This window comes from Planctomycetia bacterium, from assembly GCA_034440135.1.
In the GTDB taxonomy this organism is placed as follows: Bacteria; Planctomycetota; Planctomycetia; order Pirellulales; family JALHLM01; genus JALHLM01.
This window is the reverse complement of sequence record JAWXBP010000439.1, coordinates 1-15,557: the sequence shown is the minus strand read 5'-3', so window position 1 is coordinate 15,557 and position 15,557 is coordinate 1. Positions and strand designations below refer to the sequence as shown.

Below are 15,557 nucleotides of genomic sequence, written 5' to 3'. Positions count from 1 at the left end.
CTCTCAAAGCCTCCCGCGACAGAACTTGTGATTCTACAGCCGCGGGCGCAACAGTGACCGATCACGGCAATTTGTCAAAGAGTAATCGGGGCGACAGGATTTGAACCGCGAAGGCGCGGAGACGCTGAGTGGGGGCTGCGAGGTGGAAGTGCTCCGGATCTGTTCATCTCATGCAGATTCGATTCCTGCACCTCACTTCTCAACATCTCCGCGCTGGTTTCGCGGGTATTGCAGCGGGCGACTTATCGTCGTCGACGCCGGATCACGAGCGTCGCGACGGACGCGATCAGTGCGAGTGACAGCGCGCCTGGCTCAGGAACTGGGACTATTCTGTGAATCGCTCCCAGTGAACCGAATGGTCCGAGGTTCGTGCCGGCGAGCAGGTACAACTCTCCGTCCGCGTCTTGACCGAAGCCCTTGACGAATAACCCCAAGTCGCGATCGTCGAGGCCCAGCACCAGTTCTTCAATCTCCCCTGTCGTAAGGTCGGCCGAGAACAATCGCCCTGAGGGTTCGAAGAAACTTCGGGAGAAATCGCCGAAGACGTAGCGACCTTGCAACTCGGGAATCGCCGAGCCGCGATACATAAATCCGCCGATGATCGAGAGGCCTTCGTCGTGATCGTATTGAGCAACCGGGTCGATCAGCCCGGGGGGCAAGCCGATAAGATCATCCGTGATTTCGCCCGTCGTGTGATCGAACTTGAAAGTGCCTTCCTTCAGCCGCCAGCCGTAGTTGCCGCCCCGTTCGACGATGTTGATCTCTTCGATTTTGTCTTGTCCCACGTCGGGGACGATCAGGTCGCCGGTCGCCGTGTCGTGGCTGAAGCGAAAGGGATTGCGCAGGCCCGCGGCGTAGATCTCGCCCAGCCCTCCGCCCGCGGCGTAGGGGTTGTCGCCCGGGATGCCGTACTGGCCGTTCGCGCTGTTGTCGCCATCGACGTCGATCCGCAGCAGCGAACCGTGGGGGTTCAACAAGTCCTGTCCGTTGCCGATATCGCTGTGCCCGTCGCCGACGTCGTTGGCGTTGCCGCCGTCGCCGACGGAAATGTACAGGTAGCCGTCGGGGCCAAATTCCAATCCGCCCGCGTTGTGGTTGAACTGCGGGTGATCCATCCGAAACAGCTCGCGCCGCGATGCCGGATTCGCCGCATCGGCGTTCGCGGGATCGACCTGCCATTCCGTGACCACGTCCTGGTGGTCGAACGCAGCGCCGCCGGGCAACGTCAGCGTGAAATCGGCCGTCGGGCCGACCGGTTCGCTGTTGTACGTGTAGAACTTGCCGAAGCCTGGGCTTTGCGAATCGCCATAGCCGGGATGGAACGCGAGCCCCAGCAGGCCGCGTTCGTCGAAGTCGCCCTCATCGTGGGTGCCGAAAATGCCGAGTTCCGGCAAGCGCGACGTGACATCCAGGAAGGGCGTGGGTTCCACCTGCCCGTTGCGGTGAATGAGAATCTTCCCGGCCTGGTCGACGACAAACAGTCGACCGTCGCCGAGATCCGCCAATTGCACGGGGGCCGTGAGGCCGGTCGCCACGGGGGCGAGTTCGATCGCGATGGCGCCTTTCGCGATCGGCGCCGGAATGGGGTCGGTTAGCTGGGCGCTGGCCAGTTGGGGCGCACCGAGCGCCAGCCATAGCGCAGGGACAACCGCTTGACGCATGGTCTCCGCTCCTCTGAGAAAGTTGTGACCGCAAGAAAATCAATGCGATCGGCCTTCGCAGCCCAAGAGCGTGACCGAACGTCACCTGTTGTATATGCACGACTATGCGCTGTCAAACATTTTTTGAGAACGCATTTCCAGGACGGCTTTCGGCGCGGCGCGGGGAGTCAGCGCGAATCGTGAGCCACTTCGACCGTGGCTCCCAGGCTGGCCAGCAGTTGTTTCCAGCGCTCATCACCGAGCTTTGCCTGGAACTGCAACTGCGCCTGCTCCCAGACCGGGAGCGCGGCCGCCAGGTCGGACTGGCCGGCCGGAGTCAGTCGCACGAGTCGCGTGCGTTCATCCTTGCCGGACTCGAGCAGGATCAATCCGCGCCTTTCGAGCGGCCTCAGATTGCGGGTCAGCGTGGAGCGATCCATGACCAGCTCCTTCGCCAAACGCGAGACGGACACGCCTTCGAAGACGGCCGCCGCGATCAGAATTACCAACTGCGTGGAACGCAAACCCGTGGGCTGCAGGGCCTCATCGAACAATTGCGTCACCGCGCGCGACGCCTTACGAAAATTGAAGCAGGCGCAATTCGTGGCCGCTTCAATGCACTTTTGCAGATCGAGCGGCGGAGAGCACTGAGACATAACAGGAGAGGCACCAGCAGGCGGAAGTCCTGCTATTCTAACACGCCGAGCGCCCCGTTCCTATGCGCGCCGCGACACGACTTTGGGTGCGTATGCACGCAATAAACAGGTAGAAATGCGTCTATTCCGCACGACGCTCGTGCCCCGGCAAGAGTCCGGTCACGGCATCCAGCACGCGGCTCGTGGCTTGCGATTTATTGAGCACATAGAAGTGCACGCCTGGAACGCCGGCCTGCAACAATTCGTCGAGTTGCCGCGCGGCGAACTCTACGCCGACCTCGAACTGCGCTGCCGCATCGTCACCGCAGCGTTCTAAGGCCGCGGTGAACGCTGGCGGCAGTTTCGCGCCGCACAAGGAAGTGATGCGTTGAATCTGCTTGAGATTTGTCACCGGCAAGAGTCCGGGGACGATTGAAACTTGAACGCCGACCTGATGACAGCGATCGACGAAGCGGAAAAAGTCCGTGTTGTCGTAGAACAACTGCGTGATCACCGCATCGGCGCCGGCGTCGACCTTGCGCTTCAAGTTGGCGAGATCGACATCGAGACTCGGCGCTTCCAGATGCTTTTCCGGATAGCCGGCCACGGCGATTCCGAAGCCGGGAAATTCCGCGCGCAGCATTTCCACCAGTTCGTTGGCGTAACGCAGGCCGCCGGTCACGGCCTGAAACGTCGTCTCGCCTTTGGGCGGATCGCCGCGCAGCGCGACAATCGCGGAGACGCCTCGCGACTGCGCTTCACGCAGATAGTCGCGCAAGTCGTCCCGCGTGCTGCCGACACAGGTTAAGTGCGAGGCCACCGGGCAGCCAAACCGCTTAGCAACGCTCTCGACGACGTCGAGCGTCTTGCCGCGCGTCGAACCCCCGGCGCCATAGGTGCAGGTCACGTAACTCGGCCGGAACGCCATCAACTCGGCGACGTTCGCCAGCAATTCGTCATCGCCCGCGGCCGTCTTCGGCGGATAGAGCTCGAACGACAGGCCGAAAGCTGGCGAGGTGTAGGCGGCGCGGAGGGGCATCGAAATGAAGAGTTGCGGATTTCAATGGATGAATGGGCGTACAACTATGGTCCCGGGGGATACCGGCCCTGTCAATTGGAAAGTGTCGGGCAGCTCGCGTTCGTCATCCTGGATTCACTATTTGTATCCGCCCGTACGGAGACTTCCATACTAGCCCGACGCGCAAGCGAGGGGGAGTTGACGCTGTCCATGAGTAAACGTTGTACTCAACTCAGAGTCCACTCCCCCTCGCTTGCGCGTCGGGCAAGTGTGACCCTTGCTGCGTTTCCTCGTGTCTACAGCGACAATGGTTCGCCTGCCAATTGCCGTTCGTGCCGGGTCAGCTCGTACATCGCGTGCAGCAATTGCACGTCGCAGGGGCGTTGCGTTACGTTGCGGCGTTCGAACATCCGGGCTTGCGTGGCCACCATCACGTCGACGGGCGTTTCCGTGACCTGGCCGAAGAGCCGGGCGTAGTTGACGAAGCTCGGGACGTTCGTGGTGACGAAGCCATAGACCATGCTGCAGACGCCGATGGTTTTGCCGGTGAAGATGCCGGTGTTGATGGCCGTCTTGGCGTAGTCGCCCACGATCACGCCGACGAATTGCATGCCAGTCGGCACCTTGCGGCCGTTGTACTCCATGTTGACCTGGCCGTAGGTGTTCTTCAGGTCGCTATTGCAGGTGCCGGCGCCCATGTTGATCCAGCTGCCCAGGTAGCTGTGCCCCAAGAAGCCGTAGTGCTGCTTGTTGGTGTACGGCTCGATGATCGAGGCCTCGATCTCGCCGCCGATCTTCGTCGTGTGCCCGAGCGCCACGCCGTCCTTGATCGCCGAGTGTTCGATGATGCGGGCCTTGGGGCCGAGATGGGCCGGACCGCTCAAATAGCAATGCGGGCCGATGCGGGCATTCTCCTCCAACAGGATCGGCCCGGCCTTCGTGTCGGTGACCGCATACTGCCCCAACGTCGCCCCGGGAGCGGCAAAGACGCCGTCGGCGATTTCCTGATACGTGCCCAGGTGCAATCGCTCGTCGAGATTCCCCCGCAACGTGCGCATGTGATAGCGAATGATGTCGTGCGGATAGTCGAGCAACGGCAACTCGTAGTCCTGGCCGGGCGTGACCAGCGACGGCAACCGCAAGTCGCCGAGATGGCGGACTAACATGGCCGCGTCGACTTCCTCGGCCGGCGGGCGCATATCCTGCGGCAGGAGCGCCGCGGCGATGGCGTCGCCGGTCCGGACGACGCCGATGTTCCGCGCCTCGTAGATCGCCCGCAGTTGCTTAATCGCTTCGGCCGATGGAACCAGCCGGGCATTGACCGCGAGCACGAGTCCGTCCCCCGCGCCGCCGCGCGCGGCCAGGGCATAGTCGGCCTGTTCGACCGCGCGCAAGTGCGGCCGCACGACCGTGGTGAGTTCCTCGTTCCACGCCAGCAGGCGATCGATGAGCCGGTAACTCCCCACGGAAATGGCGTACGCCGGCCGCCCAACGGTCACCGGGTAGAGCCGTGAGACGTGTTCGTCTTCGAAAATCAGGAGGGGCATGGGGAGTAAGGACCGTAGATCGGGGAACTCAGGGCGCTGGCCGTTTATCGCCACACAATTGTAGCTCTTGGATGCTATGCGGGAGCCAGTCCTGGGGGCGCCAAAGTCGCCGGTCTAAGGGTTAGCGCGGCGAATCTCTTGCAAATTATTCGCTGAAAAGAGTCCCGATGAATTAGAGAGTAATAAGCCGAATCGGGAATCTCGCGAGCCGTATTCAATGACCTGCTTTGGCCGTCTCTGAGTGCGCTCGCTCAGACGGTTCGAGCATCGGCGTCGCATCGTCCGTGATCACGGCCGCCCGGCGGGAACGGCCTTGCATCAAGATCAGGCCGACGATCGTCAAAATCACGCCGAGGCTGAGGGCTGGGGTAATGGGTTCTTCAAAAAACATCACGCCCGCTACGGCCGCGAAGGCCGTTTGCGAGGCGTTCAGCAGGTTGTAGTGCAGCACCGGTAACAGTTGCAGACTTTTCGATAGTGCATAGAACGCCGCCGCGTTAAATAAGCCCGCCAGCAACATGGGGCGGAATTGCAGCCAGGTGGTAGCGCCCATCGCTTCAAAGCCGAGGCGGTAGTAGCTCATTGGCCCCAGGCTGGCGAGGCCCACGATGCTCACTACGACAAGTGTGGCGGCCAACGTGGCATTGCCCGTTACGGCTTTGCGAATCACCGCTCCAAGGAATGCGTACGTGAATCCGGACAGACAGGCGGCGGTGACCGCGAGCCCAACGGCCCAGCCGTCATGGGTCGTCGCCTGAGCATGCTGCACGGCGCGATGGGCGTCGCCCGCGCCGAAACAGAGCACCACTACGGCGCCAAGCAGCACCAACATCGCCACGGCAGAGCGAGTGCTTACCGGTTCATGGAGCCACAGCCGAGCCAAGAGCGCCGTGCCGAATAAGAGCGTCCCTAGGCAAAGCGGCACGGAGAGCGCCATGCCGATCACGCCGAGCGAGTATTGAAAGCTGACATTGCCTACCGCCTGGCCGAGTAGCCCGGCGACCGCCAGTCCGGCGGCGGCGCGGCGCGAAGTCCACGGCGGGTTCCCTTGCGCCCACTGCCAGAGCAGCACGGGCACAAACAGGATCGTCGTTGGCACCGCCTTAACGCAGGAGACCCAGACGGGGTCGGAGAGAATCGAGGCTTCGCGTAGAAAGGCATTCGCGCCGGTATAGCCCACGGCGGAAGCGAGCCCGAAGCCCGTGCCCCACATCACCCGACGCCTCGCGGCATGCGCGTCGGCGGCAGGGTTGGTCACGGAACGGGCCTTTCGTGCGGAACGAGATCGAGAACGCGACGGAAACCATCCAGCGCGCGCTATTTGCCTAACGTCACACGTGCGACGCCAGCCACGACCGCGAACAACAGGACCGTCATCAACAGAATGCCAACAAGTGCCTGGCCCATGGGCGTTAAGTCCTGCTCAGAATGGGGGATGCGTCCTAAGGCGCGGGCCGCCAGCCTGCCGGGCAGCCACTCTTCCATCTAACTTATCGCGCGCTCGGGACGTCGACCAGGGCGGGTCCGGTGTAGCAATGGTTGGAAGATCGTCGCTGTGCAGGAAAAGCCCAGGGAAGGCCCCCAAAGTTGTCACCATTGGCAACGACTATTGGGGCCTTCCCTGGGCTTAGCGGCAACTACGCCGGCAAACAAATCGCCGTCCCCTCCCAGTTTCGCGCCCTTTTGCGTCTTTCGCGGTCAACTCACTCGACAGGGCGACATGCGGTGGCTAGTCAGACTTTTCCTGTCACGCGAAGTTTTCCCAAAAAGTAGTTTCGTGAAAGTCTGCGGATTGGGATGACGATATCAAGGCTGCCGATTATTCCGCGCGGGCAAAGCGCGTGTTGGCGCGCGTGGTCAGGATTCAACTAGGAAATCGATTCCATGAACCGGCATTTCCGCTCAACTGGCGTGTGGCTGCTTTCGATCTCGCTGCTCGCCGGCTGCCGCCCCAGCCAACCGTTCTACTTCTTCGAAGACGGCGACCTGTCGCACTACGAAGGCGTGGCGACCCGAATCGAGCTGGCCGACGTAGACGTGCCGAGCCTGGACGAGGTACAGAACGCTGCCACGCCGCATACGCTGGGCGAACAGCAGATCGAAGAATACTGGGACCTCACGCTCCAGGAAGTGATCCAGCTCTCGCTGGAGAACAGCAAGGTCTTCCGTCAGATTTCCGGACAAGTGCTGGCCACGCCGACGCAGTTGACGTCCGCCCCGGGCAGTGCTCAGACGATCTATAACCCAGCCATCACCGAAAGCGATCCGCGGTTCGGCACCGAAGCCGCGTTGAGCGCGTTCGATACGCAGTTCAGTAGCAGTGTGTTCTGGGAGAACAACGATCGGCCGGTGAACCTGGCCTTCCCGAACTTGCTCGCTCGTGAGTTGCGGCAGGACCGCGGTACGTTCCAGGCCGCGTTGACCAAGAACACGGCCACCGGCGGTACGACGACCGTCCGGCAGAACACCGCCTACGACTGGAACAACAACCCGTCGAACTTGTTTCTTAGCAACTGGGATATGAACGTCGAGGCGGAATTCCGCCATCCGTTGTTGCAAGGCGCCGGCACGGATTACAACCGCATTGCGGGGCCGACCGGGGCCTCGGGCTTCCAGGCGAGCTCGCCAGGGTTCTTCAATGGCGTGACGATCGCCCGCACGAACGTCGACATCGCGTTGGCCGACTTCGAAGCCACGGTGCGCAACTTCACGTCCGACGTGGAGACCGCGTACTGGGAGCTGTACTTCGCCTATCGCAATTTGGAAGCCGCGAAGGACTTTCGCGACGCGGCCCTCGATTCCTACCGTCTGACGGACACGCAGGTGCGCCGCGGCGAGGCCGACGCCTTGGCCATCGCCCGGGCCGACAGCGAATTCTACATCGCCCGCGGCGCATTGGAGACCGCGCAAGCCAACTTGTATCAAACCGAAAGCCAACTGCGTTACGTGATGGGCCTGACCCATACGGACGGCCGGCTGATTCGCCCGGCGGACGAACCGGCCAACGCTCCGGTGAAGTTCGACTGGTCCGAAGTGCATACCGAAGCCCTCTCGCGGAGCGTCGAGCTGCGCCGCCAAAAGTGGATCATCAAGCAAGGCGAGCTCCGCCTGCAGGCGTCGAAGAACTTCCTGCTGCCCAGGTTGGATATGGTGGCCCTCTACCGCTGGCGCGGCTTTGGCGACCACCTGGCCGGCGACGCCGAAGGACATAACCCACAGTTCGACAACGCACTGGAAACCATGACCGACGGCGACTTCCAGGAATGGCAGATGGGTTTGCAGGCCCTGGTGCCGCTCGGGTTCCGGCAGCAGTTGGCTGGCGTGCGCAATGCACAGCTCAGCTTGACCCGGGATCGGGCCATCTTGCAGGACCAGGAGTTGGAAGTTTCCAAGCAGTTACGCGACGCGTTCGCCAACATGGATCGGTATTACGTCAACGCCCTGACGATCCACAACCAACGTATTCGGGCTCAAGACGAGCTGTCGGCCGCGCAGAGCCGCTTCCAACTAAACACCGATCCCGCGGCCAGCTCGACGATCCTCGACCAGGTGCTGCAGGCCCAGCGCCGCTTGTCGGAAGCTCAACGGCAATACTACCGGGCGCTGACCGACTACAATTTGTCTATCCGCGACGTACATCTTCGCAAGGGCTCGTTGCTGGAATACAATGGCGTGTACCTGGCGGAAGGTCCGTGGCCGGCCAAGGCGTACTTCGACGCCAAGAAGCGGGCCCGCGAACGTGACGCCGGACTCTTCATGGATTATGGTTACACTCGGCCGGGCGTGTTCAGCCGCGGCGAGATGCTGCAAAACGGCACGGATCAACCGGGCCGCCCGGCGCCACCCGCCGGCACGAAGCGAGTCGAGGAGTTGCCGTTGCCGACCGAAGTGCAATAGCACGGCGACGAGGTAGTAGGCGCAGTGCGAACGTCCAAGCAGTGTAAAGCAAACCCATCACGGCAGGAGGTCGATGGCCAGCAACCGTAATACTATTCGACAGGGCTCGCATGAATCGCACGCGACTTGGCCGCATGCTGGCTCTCTTGAAACGGTTGCAAACCGGACCTGGTCAAAACGCTGATAGCCTGGCGAAGACGTGCGGCGTCGCCCGCCGCACTATCTTCCGCGACTTGCAGATGCTTCGCGGCGTGGGAGTGCAGATCGAGTATGAGCAGGACACGGAGCGCTATTCCGTCGCCGGCGACCTCGCCTTTCCGGCCACCGATCTCAATGCCCAGGAAGCGCTCGCGCTCCTGACGCTGTGCCATCAGCTCGGTGGCAAGCAAGGCGTCCCGTTCCAAGGCGCGGCGCACAGCGCGGCACTCAAGCTGGAAAGCAGCCTGCCGGCGCAGCTGCGCGACTATTTGCGCGGCGCGGGACGCGGCGTGCAAATCCGCATGGAACCGCGGCACGCGCTCGACGGGCACGAGAGCACCTATCAGCAAATGGTGCAAGCCGCCGCCGCGCGACGCGCGGTGCGGATTCGCTACGACAGCCTCACGGAATGGGCGGTCATCGCAACCAAGTTGCACCCGTATCGAATTTGGTTCAGTCGCCGCAGTTGGTACGTGGTCGGGCGCTCGTCCTATCACCGCGCGGTGCGGACTTATCATCTCGGCCGCATTTTGAAACTGGATTTGCTCGACGAACGCTTTACGGTGCCCAGCGGCTTCAGCCTGCAGCGATATTTAGGCAACGCCTGGCACATGATCCGCGAGCGCGGCGCCGATCACGACGTGCACATTCGCTTTCGTAAGATGGTCGCGCAGAATGTCGCCGAAGTCGTCTGGCATCGCACGCAAAAGACCGTGAAGCGCGACGACGGCATGCTCGATTTTCACGTGCGCGTTTCCGGATTGAACGAAATCTCCTGGTGGATCCTCGGCTATGGCGATCAGGCGGAAGTGATCGCACCACAAGCGCTCCGCCAACTCGTCGCCGACCGCACCGCGAGGTCGTTGGCGCAGTATCACGACATCACGCCGGTGATTGAAGTGAAACCGGCGCGCAAGATTCGCAGGCGCCGTACGGTTTGATTGCCGTAGGTCAGGCTTTCCCGCCTGACGATCTGAACTCACGTATACAAAAAAGCCGCTGAATCCGTCAGACAGGAAAGCCTGACCTACGGCGTTGCCTCGTAAAGCAACGGGAAGAACTTGCCTTGCATGGTTTCGCCGGTCGGCACTGACGGTACGCCGGCGAGCAGCACGTCGTTGGAGTCTGAACGCGTGCCGTCGCGGAAGGCGTTGATCACCGCGGCGCGGCGGGGGCGTTCCGTGCTGTTGGCGAACGAGCCGTGCACCATCAACGGGTGATGGAAGGCCGCGTAGCCGGCTTTCATTTCCGCGGCGACCGGCATGTTAAACTGCGTCCATTGCTCCGGCGTGAGGACTTCTTTGATGGCCTCCATGTCGCCGGCCAGGCCTGTGATCGGCAGCAACTCCCATCGATGACTGCCGGGCACGTAATAGACGCAGCCGTTTTCGCGCGTGCTGTCGTCCAGTCCGGTCCAGCAAGTCAGATGCGCCATCGGCTTGGTGCGGGTCCAGTACGAATAATCCTGGTGCCAGGCCACGACGCCGCCATGCCGGGCCGGCTTGCAGAACAACTGGTCGTGCCAAAACCGCACCGAGCCGCCCAAGAGTTGACTGGCCGCCATCAGGAACGCGGGGTTCCAAAGGATGTCGTGAAAGCCGGGCGTGATTCGCCAAGCGCCGAGGGCGTGAAACAACACGCGGCTCGGATCGGCCGATTCGTTCGTGTGGTACTCGTACCACAGCTCGCGCCCGGCGTGATTCGGGTCGAACAGTCCTTGCAGTTCGCCACGCAGCCGCTCGACCTGACGATCGTCAAGCAGCTTCACGCCGGCCAGGTAGCCTTGCTCGTGGTAAAAGGCGACCTGCTCGTCGCTGAGGCGATACTGATCCCACTCCGCGCGGGATTGCGGCCAGGTGAAGAGATCACTGATAAGTTCATGACGGGCGGCGAGATCGGCAACCATAATGGGAAAGTGTGATCGACTCGGCGATGACGTCAAGGGGTTTTGGCACGGTAGGGGGAGATGTCGTAGAGCCGCACCGCGCCATCAGCACATCCTACGGCCAATAGAGCCCCGTCCGGTGAAAACGCCAGACAGCGCACATCAGGACGGCTGACGCGAAAGCTGTGCAGCGATCGTCCGGTCTTCGTGCTCCAAATGTGGACGTCGGGGAAATCGCCTCCTGCCGCCACCAGTTCGCCTTGGTCGTCGAAAGCAATCGCGCTAATTACGGGGGACTTCTGCTCGATCTGCAGCACCGGCTTCAATGTTGTTGCATCGATCAAGTCGATCGCCGCTGCCTTTGTCAAAGCATATCCGACCGCGATTAGGCGTCCATCGCGCGAAGCAGCGAGCGCTCGCACCTTCGGCGCCCGATCATGTTCCGCGCACCACCGCTGTATGAGCCGGCCATTCTCGATTTCCCAGACGCGCAGCTCTTCATCCCCGACGACCGCCAACAGGCGTTTATCGTCGCCGGAAAACACCATCGCGAGACAGGGCAGCGCATCCGGTCGATTCTTGAATCGCTCGACGAGTTTTTTGTCCACCGTTGGATGGAACACGTCAAACGACATCAGTTCCTCCTGCAGGTCCGCCGTATTCCAGACTGTCACCGCGCGATCGGCTTGCAGCGCGGCAATACGGTCGCCGCCTCGCGAAAAAGTCGCCATGCCGATTCTCGCCGTGGGAGCAGCCGTCGCAATGTGCGGCGTCGCTCGGGCTAAACTCCAGCGCAAGAACTTTATTGCCGACGCGTCGGCATCGCCGTCAAATGCTAGGGCCAGCTCGCGATCGTCGCTCACCGCGTAACCATTGAACGGAGCGCCCAATGACGGCAGTCGGCCCAGGGCGTGGACGTCCGTAACACTCCAGATAAGGGCAGGATCGACTCCCCTTGGTCCAAACGTAACAAGTTGCTCGCCATCCGCGGTGAAGGCGAGCGATCGGACTGGAGACCGATCAGCGGGAATAAGCCGCATTGCTTCAGGTTCATTGACACGCTGATTTCCGCGCGCCCATGTTCTCCATGATCGCGCCGACCCGGTGCCGCCCCAGACGTCCGTATCAAGTTGCTCCTCGTTCAGCGCGTTCAGAAGCGGCAACAGCGTCCGTCGATCGCGGCGCAAAGCGGAAAGATACGCTACTTCGTTCTGCAAGTAGACGTGTGATTTGTACTTCTGGCTGAAAGCCAGCCAACCGTCCATGATTTGGCGGTAGTCGAAGGCGGTATTCGCGAAAAACCTCGACCGTTCGTAGGGTAGCACCGCCACCGCGACGCGCAGGTACATTTCCTGCCCAAGGTCTCCTTCGAGTCGCTTGACCAACTCGTCGGCGAATTGTTCCACCTCGCCCGGCTGTCCGTGCCAGCGGGGCAGGAGATAGATCGCCATGCCCTCGTACAACGGATGATAGGTTCGATCGAGCTTGATTCCAGCCGCCAACGCCGGGTCCGCTTCATCTCGATCTCTGCCCAGGCCTTTGATGATGGAAATTCGCAGCCGATAGAGCTCGGCGTCGGGGTGTTCCAGTTTTTCGGCCTGACTGAGGTAAGCTTTCGCGCGCTCTAAGCGTTCAACGAATAGTTTACCGCCCTCTTCAGTAACCGAACCAGCGAATCCTGATCCGCGAGCCTCCCAAGCCCACTCGATGTATCGCTCGGCCAGCAGAATCCGCGGCGTCGCCGATTTTGGGCGCGCATTCAGCCACTTGTTCAACCACTCCTCGTGCTGTTCGCCAGCTTGACCCTCCTCCCATCGCCCCAGCCACTCATAAACATGTTTAAGCGCCGATTTGCCCCACACGAGCGTGTAAGGCTGATCACGGTACTTTTGAACGATGTTGTCGAGACGCTCAAAATCATCCCTGTTGTAGGCCGCGTTTAAGTCGTCGATAATGGCAAGGCGTTCCTCATCGCCTTTAAGCCTGTCGGCTTCAAATTCTTCCGCGCTCGTAATCGCCAATTGCTCGCGCAAAGGTTTCGGCAACGGATCGAGTTCAATGGCTGTCGGATCGGCCGTTGCACTCGACGGAACAGCCATTGGCGCCGCCGGAGCGCCGGGCTCGTCAGCTACCACAGCACGGATCATCAAGCCACAACCCAATGCAAATACACAGCCTTGCCGCGATACGAATCGAATTGCACTCATATTCGATCACCTGCAAAGAATACCGATGCGTACTTGCCATTTCATGCTGAAACTACCCCAATAACGCCTCGATCGGCGTTCCTTCCGCAATCTTGATCGGACGGCCGATCTCCGATTCGTTCGTAGTTGCCGGGTCGACGCCGAGGGCTTTGGTGAGCGTCGCCAGGACGTCTCCGACGCCGACTTTGCCTTCTTCGACTGTGAGGCCATCTGCGCTAGTGCGCCCGTGGGCCTGTCCGCCGCGGATGCCGCCGCCGGCCAGGACGCAGGACCAGGCGTCGGGGAAGTGATCGCGGCCGGTGCTCTGATTGATTTTGGGCGTGCGGCCGAATTCCCCCATCCAGAGGATGGTCGTGGAATCTAGCAGCCCTCGGTCGGACAGCTCGGTCATGAGCGTGCCCCAGCCGGCGTCGAGTTCCTTCGAGAGATTTTGCACGACGTTGAAGTTGTCGGCGTGCGTATCCCAGCCAACGCCGCCGTCGAAGCTGCCGAGGGAGACCTCGACGAACGGCACGCCGCGCTCGATCAAGCGCCGGGCCATTAAACAGCCTTGTCCGAAACGGCCGCGCCCGTAGGCCTCGCGGACTTCCTTCGATTCCTCGCTCAAATCGAAGGCCTTGGCGGCTTCGCTATCCATCATCCGCACAGCGCGGCGATAGACCGTGTCATGCGCGATCGGCGCGGAGAGTTGATGCTTCGACAAGAATCCATCCTGCAACGTGCGCCAGAGCTCCAAGCGGCCGCGGGCTTGCGCCTCGCTAACCGAACCGGGGTAGCGGAGGTCGTCGACGCCGAGTTCGGCAAAACCTTCCGCTGGTTGCTGGTTGCCGTTGCCCGGGGCGTAGGTGGCCGTGGCGCCGACCGTCAGCGCGGCATAGCGCGGACCGAGAAAACCAGGGCTGAACGCTGCGGGGTTGAACAGCGTGTACGGCGAAATACTGACGTAATTCGGCAGCGGCGCTTCGTCCGAGCCCAATTGCTTCGAGAGCGACGAGCCGATCGTCGGGTAACGCAGCGGCCCGCCGGGCGTCTGACCGGTCCGCATCAGGAAGGTGCCGCGCCCGTGATCCCCTTCTTTGGTACTCAGCCCGCGAATGACCGCTAACCGGTCCGCCTGTTTGGCTAGCGTCGGCAGGTGCTCGCTGAACCGCAATCCGGCAGCGCTCGTCTCAATCTCTTTGAAGCTCCCGCCGTGCTCGTGGCCGGGCTTCATGTCGAACGTATCGGTCTGCGACGGGCCGCCGTTCATCCACAGCAGCACGCAATGCCGGCGGCGTTTCGGATCGAGCGCCGCCTGATCGGCTAGCACCGGGAACCAGCCACTGGCGCTTGCGCCGAGGGCGCTCAACAACCCAGCCCGTAGCACGTCGCGACGATGGAACTTCATGGCGTCGACCCTCGGGTTTGTTCCGTTTTTTGAACCGCGAAGACGCAGAGGCGCGGAGGGACCGGACGCAAAGCCAGCGTCCCGCCGTACGGCCTCATCATAAGGTATTCGCCGCGGCGCTCCAATATTTTCCAGCGAAATCCGCTCCACTACCCCACCGGCGTGCCAAGCACTTGCAGAAATGCCCGGATCCAGGCCGGGTGCGCTGGCCAGGCCGGGGCGGTGACCAGGTTGCCGTCGACGTGGGCGCTGTCCAGGTTGCCGCTGGGTTCGACCCAACTCGCGCCGGCGGCTTCGAGTTCGGGGCGAACGGCCGGATACGCGGTGCACGCGCGGCCGCGGACGACCCCCGCGGCGGTGAGCAATTGCGGGCCATGGCAGAGCGCCGCCAGCGGCTTCTTGGCTTCCGCGAAGTACCGCACCAGTTCCAGCACCAGAGGGTTCAATCGCAGATACTCCGGCGCGCGCCCGCCGGGGATCAACAGTCCGTCGTACTTTTCGCGACGGATTTGATCGAAGTCGGCGTTCAAACGGAAGTTGTGGCCGCGCTTTTCGCTGTAGGTTTGATCCCCCTCGAAATCGTGGATCGCCGTGGCGATTGTCTCGCCGGCTTTCTTGCCCGGGCAGACCGCGTCGACGCGATGCCCGACCATTAACAACATTTGGAACGGGACCATCACCTCGTAGTCCTCAACGTAGTCGCCGACCAGCATCAACAGTTGTTTCGATTGCATGGTGGAATTCTCGATTGATTGATTTCGCAGCGGGAATCATGCACCGCGCGGGAAGATGATTTCGGTCACGCCGACTTCTATTGAATGTACCGGCCGGCGCGGTGATGACGCGAGTGGCGGGCTGGGACGCCGCGCGGGCCAACTCGGTTGGCAAATCGGGGTTTGTTAAGCTAGCGAAGGTAACGAGACCTTGTCGATAACTGAAACAACTCGGGCGAGGCGCCTTGGGTGGCGCTACCGGTTTTGGGTGCTGACTGCCGGTGCAAGCATCGTGTTCACACTAAAACTGGCGGACGAGCCGCCAGTGGCACCCTCGTCGACCCTCGAAAAGGTTGGTTGAGCCATGATTCGCGCGTTGGAACGGGGCCATTACTGGCTAATGTGCGGGGCGGGACCGGACGGTTCTGGG

11 protein-coding genes are annotated in these 15,557 nt (G+C 61.8%); 2 read left to right on the top strand and 9 right to left on the bottom strand.

What is annotated here, in order from left to right:
• Nucleotides 1-242: 242 nt before the first annotated feature.
• From SGJ19_25375 to SGJ19_25355, 5 genes are all read right to left on the bottom strand, one after another.
• Complete coding sequence (locus SGJ19_25375; protein ID MDZ4783593.1) at nt 243-1,661, bottom strand: PQQ-dependent sugar dehydrogenase; 1,419 nt, start codon at nt 1,659-1,661, stop codon at nt 243-245.
• 167 nt (nt 1,662-1,828) lie between these two features.
• Nucleotides 1,829-2,296, bottom strand: a complete 468-nt coding sequence (locus SGJ19_25370) for a MarR family winged helix-turn-helix transcriptional regulator (protein ID MDZ4783592.1) — start codon at nt 2,294-2,296, stop codon at nt 1,829-1,831.
• Between the two features lie 121 nt (nt 2,297-2,417).
• The gene (gene metF / locus SGJ19_25365; protein ID MDZ4783591.1) at nt 2,418-3,314 is read right to left on the bottom strand and encodes a methylenetetrahydrofolate reductase [NAD(P)H]; all 897 of its coding nucleotides are present in this window, start codon (nt 3,312-3,314) and stop codon (nt 2,418-2,420) included.
• Between the two features lie 275 nt (nt 3,315-3,589).
• A complete protein-coding gene (locus SGJ19_25360) occupies nt 3,590-4,840 on the bottom strand; it encodes a putative sugar nucleotidyl transferase (GenBank protein ID MDZ4783590.1) in 1,251 nt (416 codons plus the stop codon).
• Nucleotides 4,841-5,054: 214 nt separating this feature from the next.
• Entirely contained in the window at nt 5,055-6,098 is a 1,044-nt protein-coding gene (locus SGJ19_25355) for a DMT family transporter (protein ID MDZ4783589.1), read from the bottom strand.
• A gap of 626 nt (nt 6,099-6,724) precedes the next feature.
• On the opposite strand from SGJ19_25355, the gene SGJ19_25350 reads away from it, so the two are divergent.
• Both SGJ19_25350 and SGJ19_25345 read left to right on the top strand, forming a co-directional pair.
• Nucleotides 6,725-8,737 (top strand): TolC family protein, encoded by a 2,013-nt coding sequence (locus SGJ19_25350; GenBank protein MDZ4783588.1) that lies wholly within the window; start codon nt 6,725-6,727, stop codon nt 8,735-8,737.
• 110 nt (nt 8,738-8,847) lie between these two features.
• Entirely contained in the window at nt 8,848-9,876 is a 1,029-nt protein-coding gene (locus SGJ19_25345; protein ID MDZ4783587.1) for a WYL domain-containing protein, read from the top strand.
• Between the two features lie 86 nt (nt 9,877-9,962).
• Here the strand turns inward: SGJ19_25345 and SGJ19_25340 are convergent, their stop codons facing one another.
• The 4 genes from SGJ19_25340 to SGJ19_25325 all read right to left on the bottom strand — a co-directional run bounded on the left by SGJ19_25340 (nt 9,963) and on the right by SGJ19_25325 (nt 15,148).
• Nucleotides 9,963-10,841, bottom strand: coding sequence for a phytanoyl-CoA dioxygenase family protein (locus SGJ19_25340; GenBank protein ID MDZ4783586.1), 879 nt, complete (start codon nt 10,839-10,841; stop codon nt 9,963-9,965).
• A 32-nt stretch (nt 10,842-10,873) separates the two neighbouring features.
• The gene (locus SGJ19_25335) at nt 10,874-12,919 is read right to left on the bottom strand and encodes a hypothetical protein (GenBank protein ID MDZ4783585.1); all 2,046 of its coding nucleotides are present in this window, start codon (nt 12,917-12,919) and stop codon (nt 10,874-10,876) included.
• A gap of 160 nt (nt 12,920-13,079) precedes the next feature.
• Nucleotides 13,080-14,414, bottom strand: coding sequence for a DUF1501 domain-containing protein (locus SGJ19_25330; GenBank protein MDZ4783584.1), 1,335 nt, complete (start codon nt 14,412-14,414; stop codon nt 13,080-13,082).
• A gap of 149 nt (nt 14,415-14,563) precedes the next feature.
• Nucleotides 14,564-15,148 carry a DJ-1/PfpI family protein gene (locus SGJ19_25325; protein ID MDZ4783583.1) on the bottom strand — a complete coding sequence of 195 codons (585 nt, stop codon included), beginning with the start codon at nt 15,146-15,148 and terminating at the stop codon, nt 14,564-14,566.
• Nucleotides 15,149-15,557 lie beyond the last annotated feature (409 nt).